Here is a 15,723-nt window from a genome sequence, read left to right on the forward strand (position 1 = left end):
GGCGCATGGTCTGGGAGATCGTCTTCATGCTGCTGATCCTGAAAATCCCCATCGTCTATCTCTGCGTCGTCGTCTGGTGGGCGATCAAGGCAGAGCCGCTGCCGGCCGAACCGGCGCCGCTCGTTCCCGTCGACGACACGCCGCCGGGCGGCGCGCTGGCGCGCTCCGGCACCGTGCGTGCGCGCAGGCCTGTCAGGCCGCGGCCGAGCCGCAGGCCCGGCCGGTCGCCTCGCAGCGCACGCGCGGAGGTGCGCCGGTGAGCGCCGTGGACGAGCGGAGGGAGCGCTACACGGCCGTCGACGCCGTCGCCGGCCTGCTCGGCGTCGCGTCGGTGGCGCTGTCGGGAATCGCGATGGGCATGGGCCTGATCCTCGAGCTCGAGGCGCGCCCCGCGCGCACCGCTCCGATCGCGATCATCCTCGCGCTCGTCGTCGCGCGCATGAGCCCGCGCTACGAGAAGCTCGCCCTCAAGGCAGCCCTGTTTGCCATGCTCGCCTGGGTGGTCGGAATGACTCTCGCGGTCATCACCGGAAACCCGCTCATCTGAGCCTGCATCCGCCGCGCAGACGCTTGCCGGACGGCGCCCTCGAACGGATCCCGGCACGTGTCCGCCCGGCGGGGAGCGATACGACCGCTGGTACAACACCTTCGATGAGCGCAACCGATCGGTCAGGGCTCAATGCCGGCTACGTCGCCCAGATGCTCGAGGACTACCTCGACGCGCCGGGGGCCGTGCCGCCCGAGTGGCGGGCGCTGTTCGAGGGCGAGCCGCAGGCCGCCGTGGCGGCGCTGCCCGGCCTTTCGCGTCTGATCGGGTCGCGCGATGGGGACGGGAACGGCCTGGTCTCCCCGCCCGCGCCGGCCCCGCCGCCGTCCGTGGCCTTCCCGCCGCCGGCTCCCGCCGGGCAGGCGAGCACGCCGCAGCCCACCCCCGAGCCGTCCCGCACGCCGGCCGCCGTCGACGAGACGCTCCTCGGCGGCGTCGCGGCGGCGATGGCTCTTGTCAAGGCCTACCGGATGCACGGCCATCTGGCGGCGCATCTCGACCCGCTCGGGTCGGAGCCCCCCGGCGACCCGGCGCTCGACGAGTCGCGACTCCTGCCCCCGCTCACGCCCGAGCTGCAGGCGCGCATCCCGGCGTCGCTCCTGCGCCTCTACGTCCCCGGCGACACGCTGCTCGAGGCGCTCCCGCGCCTGCGCGAGGTCTACACCGGCACGATCGCCTACGAGATCGAGCACATCTCCGACCACGCCGAGCGCGTCTGGCTGCGGCAGGCGATCGAATCGGGGCGCTTTCGCCGCCCTCTCAGCCCGGACGAGCGCAAGGCGCTGCTGCGCCGGATCTCCCAGGCGGAGGGCTTCGAGCAGTATCTCCGCCGCTCCTTCCTCGGCCAGAAGCAGTTCTCGCTCGAGGGTCTCGAGGCGCTCGTGCCGATGCTCGACGAGACGATCGCGCTCGCAGCCGAAGCGGGCGCGCACGAGGTCGTGATCGGAATGGCGCATCGCGGCCGCCTCAACGCGCTCGTCCACACGGTCGGGCGCTCGTACGAGTCGATCCTGCGCGAGTTCGAGGGCGAGCGCTCGATCGACGCGCTCGTCGTCGATCCGGAAGGCGGCACCGGCGACGTCAAGTACCACCTTCCCGCGTCCGGCACGCGTACGACGCCGGCGGGCGAGATCGAGGTGACGATCGTTCCCAACCCGAGCCACCTGGAGGCGGTGGGGCCGGTCGTCGAGGGCCGGGCGCGTGCGCAGCAGACCGACCGCTCCGGCGGCGCGGGGCTGCACGACCCGTCGGTCGCGCTCCCCGTTCTCATCCACGGCGACGCAGCCTTCCCCGGCCAGGGCGTCGTCGCCGAGACGCTCAACCTGCAGGCGCTCGAGGGCTACGCCACCGGCGGCACCCTGCACCTGATCACGAACAACCAGGTCGGCTACACGACCGACCCGACCGAGAGCCGCTCGACCCGCTATTCGAGCGATCTCGCCAAGGGCTTCGACGTGCCGATCGTGCACGTCAACGCCGACGATCCCGAGGCGGCCCTGTCGGCCGTCCGGCTCGCGCTCGCCTTCCGCGAGGAGTTCGGCCACGACGTCGTCATCGACCTCGTCGGCTACCGGCGCTTCGGCCACAACGAGCAGGACGACGCGTCGTACACGCAACCGCTGATGGTCGAGCGCATCCAGCGCCAGCCCACGGTGCGCGAGGTCTATGCCGCGCACCTCGTCGCCGACGGCGACGCCACGCAGGAGGAGGTGGACGCGTACGTGGGCGACGTGACGGAGACGCTGCGTGCCGCGCACGAGCGCCTGCGGTCGGCCATCGGCCAGGAGCCGGCGGCCGCCGCCGTGCCGGCCGAGGTGACCGCCGTCACGACGACGGGCGATGCCGTCGTGACGGCGGTGCCGGCAGGCCGTTTGCGCGCGCTCAACGAGCAGCTCCTGACGGTGCCGGAGTCGTTCGTCGTCAACGCGAAGCTCGCCAGGCAGCTCGAACGCCGGCGGGCGACGATCGTCGAGGGAGGGATCGACTGGGGCCAGGCCGAGGCGCTCGCGTTCGGCTCACTGCTCGAGGAGGGCATTCCCGTGCGGCTCTCCGGTCAGGACGCCGAGCGCGGCACGTTCGCGCACCGGCATCTCATGTTCCACGACCCTGCCACGGGCGAGACCTACGCGCCCATCCAGCACCTGCCCGGCGCCACCGCCTCCTTCGAGGTCTACAACTCCCCGCTCTCCGAGTACGCCCCGCTCGGCTTCGAGTACGGCTACTCCGTCGCCGCACCCGATGCGCTCGTGCTGTGGGAGGCGCAGTTCGGCGACTTCGTCAACGGCGCCCAGATCGTGATCGACCAGTTCCTCGTCGCGGGCCGCTCGAAGTGGGGCCAGACCTCCCGCCTGACGCTGCTCCTGCCCCACGGCTACGAGGGCAACGGCCCCGAGCATTCGAGCGCGCGCCTCGAGCGGTTCCTGCAGCAGGGTGCCCAGGACAACATCCGTATCGCCAACTGCACGACGGCGGCCCAGTTCTTCCACCTGTTGCGCCGGCAGGCGCTCGACGCCACCGCGCGGCCGCTCGTCGTGATGACGCCGAAGGGATTGCTGCGCCTCAAGCAGGCCTCGTCGACGCTGCCGGAGCTCTCGGAGGGAGCGTTCCAGCAGGTGATCGACGACGTCTCCGTCGTCGACCGTGCTGCCGTGCGGCGGCTCGTGCTCTGCAGCGGCAAGGTCTACTACGACATCGTCGGCCATGAGGAGCGCCCCCGCGCCGTCTCGACCGCCGTCGCCCGCGTGGAGCAGCTGTACCCGTTCCCGGTCGAGGCCCTCGCCGCGCTCGTGGCGTCGTACCCGGCCCTGACGGAGATCGTGTGGGCGCAGGAGGAGCCGCAGAACATGGGGGCGTGGCGGTCGATCCGCCATCGTCTCGAGGACGCGGCCCGCTCGAGCTCGTCGCTCAGCGCTGTCTCCTACGTCGGCCGTCCCTGGCGCGCGGCGCCGAGCGAGGGCTATCCGACCGCCCACCAGCGCGAGCAGGACCGCATCGTGCGTGCGGCGCTCGCCGGCGCCCCCGCCTGACGGCTACGGCTTCTTGCGGGCGCGCGTCTTCGCGACCGCCGCGAGGGCGGCGGCCGCCGCGGGGCCGTGCCTGCGCGCGGCGTCGAGAAGCTGGCGCCGCTGCTTGGCCGGCAGCCTCCGCCAGGCCTTGTAGAGCAGGAAGCCCGCCGAGACCGGGTTCGTGGGAAGGCGTGGCATGAGCAGATGGTGACACATGCCCGCCGCTGCGCGCGGCGAAACGGTTCGCTTGCAGGCACATCGTGGTCGGCTAGACTCTTCACCTGGCGTTCTGCAGCCCTGTCCCCGACCCGGGAGGCCATATGCCGGTCGAAACCCACTCGTACTTCGCAAGCGTGATCCAGGACCACCTGGAGCTCAAGAGGCGCAATGCCGATCTCGACGGCAACATGCCGCTCGACCGGTACCAGATCGAGGATCCGTTCGAGAACCATCCGCTGTTCAAGTCCGAGGAGCAGGCGCGCCTCGAGGAGACGCTCGACGGCGAGCCCGCCGCGGAGCTTCGCTCGGCAGCGCTGCCCTGGCCGGGCCAGGAGTTGACGAAGGACGCCGTTTCCCTCGAGGGCCCGGCGCTGGACGAGGATCTGTGGGGGCGGTCTCCCCGCGATTTCGACTGGGGCGAGTGAGCGTCCTCTGACGGACGCTCGGACTGCACGCCAGGCATGTGCCTGGCGTGCGCCTCGCAGGTGCAGCAGCGATGCGCGGCTGCGACGGGGATCGGTCGGGTAGGCTCGCGCGGTGACTCCCGACGAGCGCTTGCGGCGCTACGCCGAGTTGGCCGTCCGCGTCGGCGCCGACGTGCAGCCGGGCCAGGAGGTCGTCGTGGGGTGCCAGGTCGAACACGCCGGCAACGCCCGCGCCGTCTTCCGCGAGGCGTACCGGGCGGGCGCGAAGCGGGTCACCGTGCGCTACGTCGATCAGCATCTGCGGCGCGCCGCCATCGAGCTCGGGCCCGCGGAGATGCTCGGCAAGACGCCCGCCTTCATGCTCGAGTGGATCCGCTCGTGGCGCGAGGAGCGGCCTGCGCTGATCCAGCTCACGGGCGATGCCGAGCCGGACGTCGATGGGCTCGACGGCGACGGCCGCGCAACGCCGATCATGCGCGACGACGTCTGGGTGCTCTCCTGAGCGCGAGCGGCTGCTGCCTTCCCGTCAGGCGACTCTGCGGGCGAGCGAGCCGTCGAAGGTCTCGGCAAGACGCCTGAACGGCCCGTCCGTGGCGAGCAGCTCGGCCTCGCTGCCGCGCTGGGCGATGCGCCCCTTCTCGATCACGAGGATCTCGTCGGCCCGCCGCACCGTCGCCAGGCGATGGGCGATGATGATCGACGTGCGCCCGCGCAGGAGCGTGTCGAACGCCCGCTCGATGAGGATCTCGCTCGGCCGGTCGATGTTCGAGGTCGCCTCGTCGAGAATGAGGATGCGCGGGTCGGCGAGCAGCGCGCGGGCGATCGAGATCAGCTGCCGCTCGCCCGCCGACAGGCCGGCGCCCCCCTCGCGTACGACGTGCTGGAGGCCCTCCTCGAAGCGCGCCGCGACACGGTCGACGCCGATCGCTCGCGCGGCCGCCTCGACCTCCTCGTCGCGCGCCTCGGGGCGGCCGAAGCGGATGTTGTCGGCGATCGTGCCGCTGAACAGGAACGGGTCCTGCAGCACGACGCCGAGCTGGCGCCGGTAGGAGCGAAGCTGCACGTCGCGCAGGTCGGTGCCGTCGACGCGGACGGCGCCCTCGAGGGGGTCGTAGAAGCGGGCGATCAGCTTCGCCATCGTCGACTTGCCGCCGCCCGACTCGCCGACGAGCGCGATGCAGCCGCCCTCGGGCACCTCGATCGAGATGTCGTGGACGACCGGTTCCTCGCCGTAGGCGAAGACGACGCCGTCGAGCTGGACGCGGCCGCCGATGCGGCCGATCGGCCGTGCGCCGGGCCGGTCGCCGATCTCCTGGTCGGCGTCGAGGACGGTGGAGATCTTGCCCATCGCCGCGCTCGCCGCCTGCACCTGGCCGTACAGCTCCGACAGCTCCTGCAGCGGCTGGAACACGAGCTGCAGCATGCCGACGGCCGCGATCAGCGTCCCGATCCTGAGCGAGCCGCCGTCGATCAGCTTCGCTCCCGCGAAGAGGACGAACACCGTTGCGGTGACTCCGAGGAACTCGATCGCCGGGAAGAAGAACGACGACAGCTTCTGCGCATGGAGGTTGGAGACGCGGTTCGCCTCGTTGAGCTCGGCGAACTCGCTCTGGAATGCGCGCTCGCGGTTGAACGCCTGCACGACCGCCATGCCCGACACCGACTCGGCGAGCTGCGCGGTGACGGCGGCGATTCGCGTGCGCACGTCGGAGAACGCGATGTGCGACGTTCGCTGGAACCATCGCGTCACGAGGATCCCGGGAGGAAGCACGAGCAGCGCCACGAGGCCGAGGCGCCAGTCGAGCAGGAACAGCCCGCCGACCGCGGCGACGAGCGTGAGCGAGTTGACGACGAGCGTCGTCAGGCCCTGGTTGAGCACATCGGAGAGCGCGTCCACGTCGGACGTGAGTCGCGCGATGATCCAGCCGGCCTTCTGCTGCGAGAAGTAGCGCAGCGACAGAGACGTCAGATGGTCGAAGAGGTCGCGGCGAAGGTCGAGCACGGCGCGCTGCCCCATGCCGGCGAGCATGATCCAGGTGGTCGTGCCGAGCGCCCAGGCGGCGACGCCGACGGCGATGTACGCAGCGACGTCGAGGCGCAGCCGCGCGGGATCGGAGGCGCGGATGCCGTTGTCGATCGCGTCGCCGACGATCGTCCAGCCGGCGACCGGCGCCGCGGCCGAGACGGCGGCGAGCAGCATGATCAGCGCCAGCCGCCGCCGCCGGCCCGCCGTGTAGGGCCAGAGGCGCGAGAGCCCGCTTCGTCTCGCCTCAGGCTGCAAGGGCTTCGTCTCCGAACAGTTCGGCGAACGCGCCGCCGGCGCGGATCAGGTCCTGCGGCAGGCCGCTCTCGACGATGCGCCCGTCACGCAGCACGAGCGCACGGTCGGCGACGAGCACCGTCGACAGCCGCTGGCCCGCGATGAGGACGGTGCGGCCGGCGACGGCGGAACGCAGGTTGGCGACGAGGTGGCGCTCGGTCTCCGTATCGACGGCCGACATCGGGTCGTCGAGCACGATCACGCGGGCGCCGGCGATGAGCGCGCGCGCGAGGGCGACGCGCTGGCGCTGGCCTCCGGAGAGGTTGACCCCGCGCTCGCCGATGAGCGTGTCGTACCCGTCGGGCAGCCCGTCGACGAAGGCGGCCACGCCCGCCGCCTCGCACGCGGCGAGCACCTCCTCCCAGTCGGCGTCGGGCCGGGCGGCGAGCAGGTTGTCGCGCAGCGGCACCGAGAACAGCACCGCCTTCTGGGTCACGAGCGCGACCGAGCGCCGCAGTCCCGCCAGGGCCAGATCGCGGCTGTCGACGCCGCCGAGCAGCACGCGTCCGGCGCTCGGGTCGTAGAAGCGGGGGACGAGATTGAGGAGTGACGTCTTGCCGGCCCCGGTGGCGCCGCACACGGCCACGATCTCGCCCGGCTCGATCTCGAGGTCGACGCCCGACAGCACCTCGGAGCCGGTGCCGTAGCGAAAGCGCACGCCCTCCATCCGCACGGCGAGCGGGCCGTCCGGGAGCGCCGCCGGGTCGGGGCGCTCGGCGAGCGGCTCGATGCCGTCGAGCCAGGCGAAGCCCCGCGACGCGGCCGCGGTGGCGCGCTGGCCGAGGTTGATGATCCAGCCGAGCGCCTCGAGCGGCCACACGAGCTGTAGCAGCAGCGTGATGAAGAGCGTGAACTGGCCGATCGTCAGCGTCCCGGCGATCGCCTCGCGGCCGCCGAAGTAGAGGACGGCGGCGATCCCGAGCAAGGGCAGGAAGATGAGGCCCGGCAGGAAGCGCGACTCGACGCCCGCCTGCCGCATCGTCTCGGCGCGCACGGCCTCCGCCCGCGTGCCGAAGCGCGCGCGGACGTCGTCCTCGCGACCGAACGCCTGCACCATCTCGATGCCGACGACCGCCTCGTCGGATGCCTCGGTCAGATGGCCCTTGCGTGCCTGCACCGCGCGCGAGATGGGGAACACCTTGTGCGCGAACACGTAGGTGAGGACGGCGATCGGCGGCATCGCGAGCGCCGCGTAGAGCGCGAGCCGCGCGTTCACGCTCGTCAGCACGATCGCGGCGCCGACGAGCATCATCACGCTCTGCAGCGCCTGCACGACGCCCCAGCCGATGAAGTAGCGCACCGGGTAGATGTCGTTCGTCGCCCGCGAGATCACCTCGCCGGTGGCGTGGCGGTCGTAGAAGGCGCGCGGGTAGGTGAGATAGGCGTCGTAGAGCTTCTCGCGCAGCCGCGCCTCGACGGCGATGCCGACGCGCGCAGTCGCATAGCGGCGCGCGAAGTTGAACGCGAAGCGCAGCGCGGCAACGACGAGGATCGCCGCGAGGGTGGGAAGGAGGAGGCGCTTCTCGCCACCGTCGATGGCGCGGTCGATCGTGCGCTGGATCAGGACCGGGATCAGCAGCGAGAGCCCGGTGAACACGAGCGCGCACGCGAGCCCGAGCGCGACCATGCGCCGCTGCTCCCACCACAGCGGGAACAGGTTGCGCAGGGTCGGCCACAGGGCCAGGTCGGGTGGGTCGACGGTGCTCACGTCGGGTGACGGCTCCTTTGCACGGACCGTGGCGGAGAGCTGGGACGGGGGAACGAGCGGCGCCGCCTCGGCCGGGTGCGGGCGGCAGGCCGCCCGGAGCCGGGCTCCGAGGCGGACGGAAGTCAAGACTATCAGCCGCTTCGGGCCTGACGGCGACGCGCAGTCAGTCGTCGCCGGCGAGCTCCGCCGCGAGCAGCGCCAGCGCGAAGCATTGCCATGCGAGGTCGCCGTCGCCGCGCAGCAGCCGCAGCGCCTCGGTCGCGCCGGCAAGCCCCTCGGCCGCAGGCGCGAGCCCGTCGAGGCCTGCGCGCAGCCGGGCGCGGGCTGCGGGCGTGTCGATGTCGTCGGCGAGCGCGGTGACGGCACGGCCGTGGAGCTCGAGCGGCCGGCGTGGGTCGCCGCCCGCTGCGAGCAGCAGCTGGGCGCGCCGCAGCGCCGCGTCGAGCTCGTCGGCGTCGAGGTCGACGGTGCGGCCGGCGAGGAAACAGACGAGCGCCCACTGCTCCTCGGGCTCCGCCTGCTCGACGGAGGCGAGCCAGTCGCGGATGCCGTGCTCGGTCGTCACGGTGCCGGGCGGGAGCCGTCGACCCTGTCGCCGAGCACCGCCGGCCGCAGAGCGCGTTCTTCCGCTGGTTCCACGGAGAACGAGCAGAGGACGAGCTCGGCCGCCAGGGTCGGACGCATCGCGGCACTGTAATCGCGCAGCGCGCCGCCGGACTGCGCGCGCCCCGTGCGGGCGGGCCGCGGCTTCCCTCGCTCGAGGTCAAGCCCGGCGGACGGAGGCCGATACAGGAAGGGATGAGACGCGCTCTCCTCGCCGCGCTCGCCGTCGTCGCCGCCGCGCTCGCGGCACCGGCGCTTGCCGCGCAGCCCCCGGTTCCCGCCGTGCCCGGGCCTCCCGCCGTGCCGGCCGTCTCGTCGTGGGCGGACGCGCAGATCGCGACCGTGACCGCAGCCGGCCTGCTCGGAGGCGACCCCGACCCTGCCGCGTTCCGCCCCACCGATCCTCTCACCCGCGGCGAGCTCTACGACGCGCTCACCGCCCTCGGCAGGCAGGCGAAGGCGCCGGCCGATCCGTCCCTTCCCGTGACGATGCGCGAGCTCGACGCACAGATCGTCGCCGCACTCGGCCTCCTGCCCGCCGCCGGGCGCTTCCGCGTCGCTGCCCGCGACGCGGGCATCGCGCCGACCTCGATGCTCGGCACCGAGACCGTCGCGCGCCTGCTCGGCCTGCGCGTCGACCACCCGGCCGACCAGGACGACCTCGAGCTACTCCCGACGCAGCCGGCGACGCGCGCGGAGGCCGCCTACTCGCTCGCCCGCGTACTGGCGCTGAGCGACGGCCAGACCGCCTGGGTAGACCAGCTCAGTCAGACGTTCGTGCTGCCTCAGCTGAACGACTGGCAGCGCAGCGTGCTCACGAGGGCGCTGCGCTTCGTCGGCTACCCGTACGTGTGGGCGGGGACGTCGGAGAGGCGGCAGAAGCTGTGGAGCGCGACCGCGCCCGGCGGCTGGGTGACGGCCCCGGGCGGCTTCGACTGCTCGGGCTTCGTCTGGCGCGTCTACAAGGCCGAGCCGTTCGCGGGCGCCCCCGTGCTCGCCGGAGTCATCAGGGGCCGCACGACGTACGTGATGAGCGCCGAGGTCGCCCCCGCGCAGCGCATCGCGATGGACGCGCTCGAGCCGGGCGACCTCATCTTCTTCGGCGACAAGGGCCCGCGGTCGACGCCTGCGCAGATCGGCCACATGGGGATCTACGTCGGCGGCGGCTGGTTCGTGCACTCGTCGAGCCGCGGGGTGTCGCTCGATCCGCTGCAGGGCTGGTACGCGAAGCGTTTCGCGTGGGCACGCAGACCCCTGGCCGAGGCAGGCCTCACGGTCTAGCCGTTCGAGGGCGGGGCTCGCCGCCTCTCGCGCTCTAGCCCTCGTCGGCCCAGTAGACGAACGTGACGCGCATGACGCCGTTGCCCATGTCGTCGACGTAGACCTTGCCGTTGCGCGGGTTCGCCTCCGCGAACGGCTTCCCACCCTTGCCCGGGGCGACGGCGCCGACCGTGGTCGAGCCGTCCAGGTGGCTGTAGATGATGCCGAGCTCCTCGTAGTCGTGCGCGTTCGGCGCCGTGCTCGACGGGCTGGTCGAATAGTCCATGCACGTCCCCTGCGAGGAGCCGTCGGTGCTCGTGTGGTCGAGGCCGAGCGTGTGGCCGACCTCCTGGCACATCACGTGGTTCTTCTCGTCGGGGGTGTTGTACTTCGCCAGGTTGAAATAGGTGTCGTTCATCTTTGCGACGCCCTGGCTGATGTGCCCGCTCGACAACCAGATCTGGGCGAGCCCGAGCCAGCCGTTCTTGCCGTAGGCGGCGTTGCAGACCTCGACGCGGCCGAGGGTGGCCCGGCACTTGCGCCCGCTCGTGAGCCCCGGCACGACCGGCGTGTCGAGCACGGTCGACTGCGACCACCCGCTCGAGGTCGTGGCGAGGTAGCTGTCCCAGTTCGCGTCGACGTTGTCGCCGAGCTTGAGCGCAAACGGGTTGGCAGTGCGCGCCCAGTGGTAGCCGCCCCAGGAATGCGTTGCGCCCGCGCTGGCGGCGACGACGCCCACGAGGACCGCGAGCATCGCCACGACACTGCCGATCTTCCTCATCTGTGCTCCTCGCTCGGACCGGGTGTCCCGGTCGTGGTGTGCGCTCCCAGTGTCCGTCATCCCCGTCGATCCGTCAACCGGCTGTCCGCGTCACGTGCCTCGTGCGCGGTGGTCGGCACGCGGTACCCTCACACCACACCTTCAGGAGGCAGACATGACCGAACTAGCACCCTCGCCCGCGGAGAGCGCCGCCGAGGCGAACGGCTCCGCTGTCACCCCGATCCACCACTGGATCGGCGGCGCCGTCGTCGCCGGCGGCTCCGGGCGCACGGGCCCCGTCTTCAACCCCGCGACCGGCCGCCAGTCGGGTGCCGTCGACCTTGCATCGGTCGAGGAGGTCGACCGCGCCGTCCAGGTCGCCAAGCGGGCCTTCGCGTCGTGGCGCGCCGTCTCGCTCGGGCGCCGGGCGGAGCTGATGTTCCGCATCCGCGAGCTCGTGCACGAGAACAAGGAGGAGATCGCCAAGCTGCTCGTCGCCGAGCACGGCAAGGTGCTGTCCGACGCGATGGGCGAGGTGACCCGCGGGCTCGAGGTGATCGAGTTCGCGTGCGGCATCCCGACGCTGCTGAAGGGCGAGTTCTCCGAGCAGGCCTCGAGCGGCATCGACGTGTACTCGATCCGGCAGCCGGTCGGCGTGGTGGCGGGGATCACGCCGTTCAACTTCCCGGCGATGGTGCCGATGTGGATGTGGGCGCCGGCCCTTGCCTGCGGCAACACGTTCGTGCTGAAGCCGTCGGAGAAGGATCCGTCCGCCTCGATGTTCACGGCGCAGCTGCTGCAGGAGGCCGGGCTGCCGGACGGGGTCTTCAACGTCGTGCACGGAGACAAGGTTGCCGTCGACGCGCTCCTCGAGCACCCGGACGTGACGGCGTTGAGCTTCGTCGGCTCGACGCCGATCGCGCGCTACATCTACGAGACGGGCACGAAGCACGGCAAGCGCGTGCAGGCGCTCGGCGGCGCGAAGAACCACATGATCGTGCTGCCGGACGCCGACATCGACATGGCCGCCGACGCGGCGGTGAGCGCGGCGTACGGGTCGGCGGGCGAGCGCTGCATGGCCGTCTCCGTCGTCGTCGCCGTCGGCGACGTCGCCGACCCGCTCGTGGCCGCGATCCAGGAGCGGCTGCCGAAGGTGAAGGTCGGCGACGGCATGGAGCCGGATTCGGAGATGGGGCCGCTCGTGACGCGCGAGCACCGCGACAAGGTCGCCGGCTATCTCGACACGAGCGAGCAGCAGGGCGCGAAGGTTCTCGCGGACGGTCGCCGGACGGCGCCGGAGGGCGACGGCTTCTTCCTCGGCGTGTCGCTGCTCGACGAGGTGACGCCCGAGATGGACGCCTACCGCGACGAGATCTTCGGGCCCGTGCTGTCGGTCGTGCGCTGCGGGAGCTACGAGGAAGCGGTGAAGCTCGTCAACGACAACCCGTACGGCAACGGCACCGCCATCTTCACGCGCGACGGCGGGGTCGCACGGCGCTTCCAGTTCGAGGTGAACGCCGGCATGGTCGGCATCAACGTGCCCATTCCGGTGCCGGTCGCGTACTACTCGTTCGGCGGCTGGAAGGCGTCGCTGTTCGGCGACAGTCACATCTACGGGCCCGAGGGCATCCACTTCTACACGCGCGGCAAGGTCGTCACCTCGCGCTGGCCCGACCCCGCGACGAGCAAGGTCGATCTCGGCTTCCCGCAGACGCGGTAGACGAGTGCATCAGGGGCGCCGGGCACGTGCCCGGCGCCCGTCTCTCGCGGCATTGCGGGCTGGCGTCGCTTCGAGGCCGGCGGGCGGCGGCGAGCTCCGGCGGCCACGGGCCGAGCGGCGGCACAGCCGGGCCTTCGAGAACGCGGTAGGGTGGAGCGTCCACCGTCCCGGGGCATTCGCTCCCTCCCCCGAGGGAATGCCTCTCACCCGATCGTGGGACACGCTGCGACCCGAGGGGGATGTTCGAAGGGCCCGGGTTCCGGGTGCGGAGCGTTCGATGAAACGGCGTCCCAAGCTCGACATGAGGGGGCAGGAGGCGACAGGAATGCTGCGAGCGTGCGAGCACCCCGGCTGCACCACGATCACCCTCGGAGGGACGTGTGTCGCGCACGACTCCGCAGCGGTGGTGCAGGCCGCGCATCCGATCGGCCGCGCCTGCGCCAAGGCGCCCTCGGACCTCGCCGCGCGGTAGGCCGCCGCGGGAGCGCTGCCCCGCTCCGGGTGCGTCCTATCGCCACGTGGTCGTAGAGTGCCCACCGTGAAGGTGACGATGCTCCTCGCCGACTACGCGCAGGTCGCGGACGGCAAGCTCACGGTCGTCGGCGGCGGCTGGTCGCTCACCGGCCCTGCGCCGACGCCGTTCGGGATCGCCATCCTCGTGCACGTGCCGTGGGATCAGGCCAACTGCCGGCACGTGTTGCGGCTCGAGCTGCTCGACGCCGACGGGCAGCCGGTGCTCGTGCCCGCGGAGGACGGCGGGGAGGCGCCGATCGTGTTCTTCGACGACCTCGAGTTCGAGGTCGGCCGGCCCGCGGGCATCAAGCCCGGCACCCCGCTCGAGATGCCGCTCGCCGTCAACTCCGGCCCGCTGCCGCTCGCGCCCGGCGGCCGCTACGAGTGGCGGCTGTCGATCGACGGCGAGGTCGACGACGACTGGCGCCTCGGGTTCAGCGTGCGCGGGGAGGACGAGGCGATGTAGCGAGCGGGCCCTTTACGCGCGCTGCCGGCAGGTCTACTGTCCCGAGCGAGCTCGTCCATATCCGCACAAATGGAGGGATACATGGCCGCGACAGAGACCCACTGGCGTGTCAAGGGGGACTACTTCGAGAACTGCAACTGCGACGTCGTCTGCCCCTGCCTGTTCTCGGCGCAGGAGCCGATGACCTCGACGCCGACGCAGGGGGCGTGTGAGGTGCCGTTTGCCTTCCACGTCGACGAGGGACACTTCGGCGACACCCCGCTCGACGGCCTCAACGTGGTCGCGATGCTGCGCACGCCCGGTCCGATGGGGGAGGGCAACGCGACGGTCGCGCTCTACCTCGACGAGCGCGCAGACGACGCGCAGCGCGACGCGCTGCAGGCGATCTTCGGCGGTAGCGCGGGCGGGCCCATGGGCCTGCTGGCGCCGCTCGTCGGCGAGGTGCTCGGCGTCACGACCGCCCCCATCAGCTACACGCGGGACGGCAACCGCCGCAGCGCCGAGATCCCGGGCGTCGCGCAGCTCGCCGTGCGTGCGGCCCCGAGCATCGTGCCGGGCGAGCCGATCTGGGCGAGCAACGCGCACCCGTTCGCGCCCGGCGCTCTGGCGCTGGCGGTCGGCGAAGAGGGCAGCACGATCGCAGGCCACGGCATGCGCTGGGACAACTCCGGCAAGAACGGCCATTTCGCCCCGATCGACTGGTCGAACGGCTGAGACCGCCGGTGTTGGACGGGCTCGCGCCACGACGTGCTCTCGGCGCGCCGCGCCCCCGCGTCGTCGCGGCGGCGCTCCTCGGCGGCGCGCTTGCCGCCTGGGTCACCGTCGGCCTGCGGATGCGCGGCATGGATGCGGGCCCGGGCAGCGCGCTCGGGTCGATGGGCTGGTATCTCGGCATCTGGGTGACGATGATGGCCGCGATGATGCTGCCGTCGCTCACGCCGATGGTGCTGCTCCATGCCCGCGTCGCGCGCGGCTCTGCCCGCCGGCCGGGCGCCTCGACAGCGGTGTTCGTCGCCGGCTACCTGATCCTCTGGACGGGCTACGGCATCCTCGCCTACGGGCTCGACCGCCTCGTTCGCGCCGCCGACCTGCCGTTCCTCGCGTGGGACAGCGGCGGGCCGCTCGTGGCGGGCGCGGCGATCGCCCTCGCCGGCGTCTACCAACTCACCCCGCTCAAGCGGGTGTGCCTGCGCCACTGTCGCAGTCCGTTCCACGTCGTCCTGCACGGCTGGCGCGAGGGCATGCTCGGCGCGCTGCGGATGGGTGTCCGGCACGGTGCCACCTGCGTCGGCTGCTGCGTCGGGCTGATGCTCGTCCTCTTCGCCGTCGGCGTGATGAGCATCACGTGGATGGCGCTCGTCGCGACGATCGTGTTCGCCGAGAAGGTGCTGCCGGGCGGCGACAGGGTGTCCCGGGCGCTGGCGCTCGTGCTCGTCGCCCTCGGCCTCTGGGTCGCGCTGGCCCCCGGCAGCGTCCCCGGCCTGACAGAGCCCGCGCCGGGGATGCAGATGAGCGGCATGCCGCCGGCGCCGCCTTCCTAGTCGCGTTCGCGGCCCGAGGCCTGGCGGTACTCGTAGACGCTCTCGTCGATCGGGCTCGCGTACTGGCCCGGGTCGGCCGCGATGACGAGAAAGCGCGGCGGCACGCCGTCGAGCGAGCGGTAGGTGTGCTCGACCGAGCAGTCGAAGTTGAGCACGTCGCCCGGCCCGAGCACGAAGGCGTTGCCGTTCACGGTCACCTCGACGGCGCCTTCGAGCACGTAGACGACCTCCTCGCCCGCATGCGCCATTCTCTCGGAACACGGGAAGTGGCCGACGCTCTCGGTCACCTTCATGAGGGCGTCCGCCCCGGTGAGCGCGCGCACGGCGACGGTATCCGCGCTCGGACCGACGACGACCCGCGGTGCCGTCGCCCCGCGCACGAGTCGCGCGAACCCGGTGGACGTCTGCGAGACGAGGGTGGCGACGCCGATGCCGAGGGCGCCCGCGATATCGGTGAGCGTCGACACGCTCGGTCGCGCGAGCCCGCGCTCCACCTGGCTCAGGAAGGCATGCGACAGCCCCGAGCGGTGGCCGAGCTCCTTCAGCGTCAGCCCACGCGCGACTCGCAGTTGGCGAATCCGGCCGCCGAGGACATCGGCGCCGGCCTGTTCGGGTTTCGCCCTGTGACGGCCCACA

Annotated in this window: 17 protein-coding genes; 10 read left to right on the forward strand and 7 right to left on the reverse strand. The window is 72.1% G+C overall.

Translation table 11 applies throughout. From position 1 onward, the window contains the following. Positions 1-5 precede the first annotated feature (5 nt). The 3 genes from Gocc_RS07350 (at position 6) to Gocc_RS07360 (ending at position 3,573) form a co-directional block, all read left to right on the forward strand. The gene (locus Gocc_RS07350) at positions 6-260 is read left to right on the forward strand and encodes a hypothetical protein (RefSeq protein WP_114795904.1); all 255 of its coding nucleotides are present in this window, start codon (positions 6-8) and stop codon (positions 258-260) included. After that, entirely contained in the window at positions 257-547 is a 291-nt protein-coding gene (locus tag Gocc_RS07355) for a hypothetical protein (RefSeq protein ID WP_114795905.1), read from the forward strand. The genes Gocc_RS07350 and Gocc_RS07355 overlap by 4 nt, the downstream gene beginning before the upstream one ends. 104 nt (positions 548-651) lie before the next feature. After that, positions 652-3,573, forward strand: a complete 2,922-nt coding sequence (locus Gocc_RS07360; protein ID WP_114795906.1) for a 2-oxoglutarate dehydrogenase E1 component — start codon at positions 652-654, stop codon at positions 3,571-3,573. 3 nt (positions 3,574-3,576) lie between these two features. Here Gocc_RS07360 and Gocc_RS16105 read toward each other — a convergent pair whose 3' ends face one another. Continuing rightward, positions 3,577-3,750: a hypothetical protein gene (locus tag Gocc_RS16105; RefSeq protein WP_181813456.1), complete on the reverse strand. Its 174-nt coding sequence runs from the start codon at positions 3,748-3,750 to the stop codon at positions 3,577-3,579. 122 nt (positions 3,751-3,872) lie between these two features. On the opposite strand from Gocc_RS16105, the gene Gocc_RS07365 reads away from it, so the two are divergent. Both Gocc_RS07365 and Gocc_RS07370 read left to right on the forward strand, forming a co-directional pair. Then, complete coding sequence (locus Gocc_RS07365) at positions 3,873-4,196, forward strand: hypothetical protein (protein WP_114795907.1); 324 nt, start codon at positions 3,873-3,875, stop codon at positions 4,194-4,196. Between the two features lie 112 nt (positions 4,197-4,308). Continuing rightward, positions 4,309-4,698 (forward strand): aminopeptidase, encoded by a 390-nt coding sequence (locus Gocc_RS07370; protein ID WP_114795908.1) that lies wholly within the window; start codon positions 4,309-4,311, stop codon positions 4,696-4,698. A 24-nt stretch (positions 4,699-4,722) separates the two neighbouring features. Here Gocc_RS07370 and Gocc_RS07375 read toward each other — a convergent pair whose 3' ends face one another. The 4 genes from Gocc_RS07375 to Gocc_RS16900 form a co-directional block, all read right to left on the reverse strand. Beyond that, a complete protein-coding gene (locus Gocc_RS07375; RefSeq protein WP_114795909.1) occupies positions 4,723-6,477 on the reverse strand; it encodes an ABC transporter ATP-binding protein in 1,755 nt (584 codons plus the stop codon). Further along, positions 6,467-8,224 (reverse strand): ABC transporter ATP-binding protein, encoded by a 1,758-nt coding sequence (locus tag Gocc_RS07380; protein WP_181813457.1) that lies wholly within the window; start codon positions 8,222-8,224, stop codon positions 6,467-6,469. The genes Gocc_RS07375 and Gocc_RS07380 overlap by 11 nt, the downstream gene beginning before the upstream one ends. A gap of 163 nt (positions 8,225-8,387) precedes the next feature. Beyond that, on the reverse strand, positions 8,388-8,789 hold the full coding sequence (locus tag Gocc_RS16110) for a hypothetical protein (protein ID WP_181813458.1): 402 nt from the start codon (positions 8,787-8,789) through the stop codon (positions 8,388-8,390). Next, positions 8,786-8,908: a hypothetical protein gene (locus tag Gocc_RS16900; protein WP_281268430.1), complete on the reverse strand. Its 123-nt coding sequence runs from the start codon at positions 8,906-8,908 to the stop codon at positions 8,786-8,788. The genes Gocc_RS16110 and Gocc_RS16900 overlap by 4 nt, the downstream gene beginning before the upstream one ends. 114 nt (positions 8,909-9,022) lie before the next feature. On the opposite strand from Gocc_RS16900, the gene Gocc_RS07385 reads away from it, so the two are divergent. Beyond that, positions 9,023-10,108, forward strand: a complete 1,086-nt coding sequence (locus Gocc_RS07385) for an NlpC/P60 family protein (protein ID WP_114795911.1) — start codon at positions 9,023-9,025, stop codon at positions 10,106-10,108. A 34-nt stretch (positions 10,109-10,142) separates the two neighbouring features. On the opposite strand, the gene Gocc_RS07390 is transcribed toward Gocc_RS07385, so the two are convergent. Continuing rightward, positions 10,143-10,868: a zinc metalloprotease gene (locus Gocc_RS07390; RefSeq protein ID WP_114795912.1), complete on the reverse strand. Its 726-nt coding sequence runs from the start codon at positions 10,866-10,868 to the stop codon at positions 10,143-10,145. Positions 10,869-11,022: 154 nt separating this feature from the next. On the opposite strand from Gocc_RS07390, the gene Gocc_RS07395 reads away from it, so the two are divergent. The 4 genes from Gocc_RS07395 to Gocc_RS07410 all read left to right on the forward strand — a co-directional run bounded on the left by Gocc_RS07395 (position 11,023) and on the right by Gocc_RS07410 (position 15,087). After that, a complete protein-coding gene (locus tag Gocc_RS07395; RefSeq protein ID WP_114795913.1) occupies positions 11,023-12,567 on the forward strand; it encodes a CoA-acylating methylmalonate-semialdehyde dehydrogenase in 1,545 nt (514 codons plus the stop codon). A 538-nt stretch (positions 12,568-13,105) separates the two neighbouring features. Next, on the forward strand, positions 13,106-13,546 hold the full coding sequence (locus Gocc_RS07400; protein ID WP_114795914.1) for a DUF6941 family protein: 441 nt from the start codon (positions 13,106-13,108) through the stop codon (positions 13,544-13,546). 81 nt (positions 13,547-13,627) lie between these two features. Next, the gene (locus tag Gocc_RS07405) at positions 13,628-14,260 is read left to right on the forward strand and encodes a DUF1326 domain-containing protein (protein ID WP_114796180.1); all 633 of its coding nucleotides are present in this window, start codon (positions 13,628-13,630) and stop codon (positions 14,258-14,260) included. Between the two features lie 8 nt (positions 14,261-14,268). Then, entirely contained in the window at positions 14,269-15,087 is an 819-nt protein-coding gene (locus Gocc_RS07410; protein ID WP_220150506.1) for a DUF2182 domain-containing protein, read from the forward strand. On the opposite strand, the gene Gocc_RS07415 is transcribed toward Gocc_RS07410, so the two are convergent. Beyond that, positions 15,084-15,722 (reverse strand): helix-turn-helix domain-containing protein, encoded by a 639-nt coding sequence (locus Gocc_RS07415; protein WP_181813459.1) that lies wholly within the window; start codon positions 15,720-15,722, stop codon positions 15,084-15,086. The genes Gocc_RS07410 and Gocc_RS07415 overlap by 4 nt on opposite strands. Position 15,723 lies beyond the last annotated feature (1 nt).

The organism is Gaiella occulta, from assembly GCF_003351045.1.
Lineage (GTDB): Bacteria > Actinomycetota > Thermoleophilia > Gaiellales > Gaiellaceae > Gaiella > Gaiella occulta.

Coding starts and splice junctions, on each gene's coding strand:
- Gocc_RS07350 (WP_114795904.1), top strand. CDS start 6: ATGGTCTGGGAGATCGTCTTCATGCTGCTGATCCTGAAAATCCCCATC.
- Gocc_RS07360 (WP_114795906.1), top strand. CDS start 652: ATGAGCGCAACCGATCGGTCAGGGCTCAATGCCGGCTACGTCGCCCAG.
- Gocc_RS16105 (WP_181813456.1), bottom strand. CDS start 3,750: ATGCCACGCCTTCCCACGAACCCGGTCTCGGCGGGCTTCCTGCTCTAC.
- Gocc_RS07365 (WP_114795907.1), top strand. CDS start 3,873: ATGCCGGTCGAAACCCACTCGTACTTCGCAAGCGTGATCCAGGACCAC.
- Gocc_RS16900 (WP_281268430.1), bottom strand. CDS start 8,908: ATGCGTCCGACCCTGGCGGCCGAGCTCGTCCTCTGCTCGTTCTCCGTG.
- Gocc_RS07385 (WP_114795911.1), top strand. CDS start 9,023: ATGAGACGCGCTCTCCTCGCCGCGCTCGCCGTCGTCGCCGCCGCGCTC.
- Gocc_RS07390 (WP_114795912.1), bottom strand. CDS start 10,868: ATGAGGAAGATCGGCAGTGTCGTGGCGATGCTCGCGGTCCTCGTGGGC.
- Gocc_RS07395 (WP_114795913.1), top strand. CDS start 11,023: ATGACCGAACTAGCACCCTCGCCCGCGGAGAGCGCCGCCGAGGCGAAC.
- Gocc_RS07405 (WP_114796180.1), top strand. CDS start 13,628: ATGGCCGCGACAGAGACCCACTGGCGTGTCAAGGGGGACTACTTCGAG.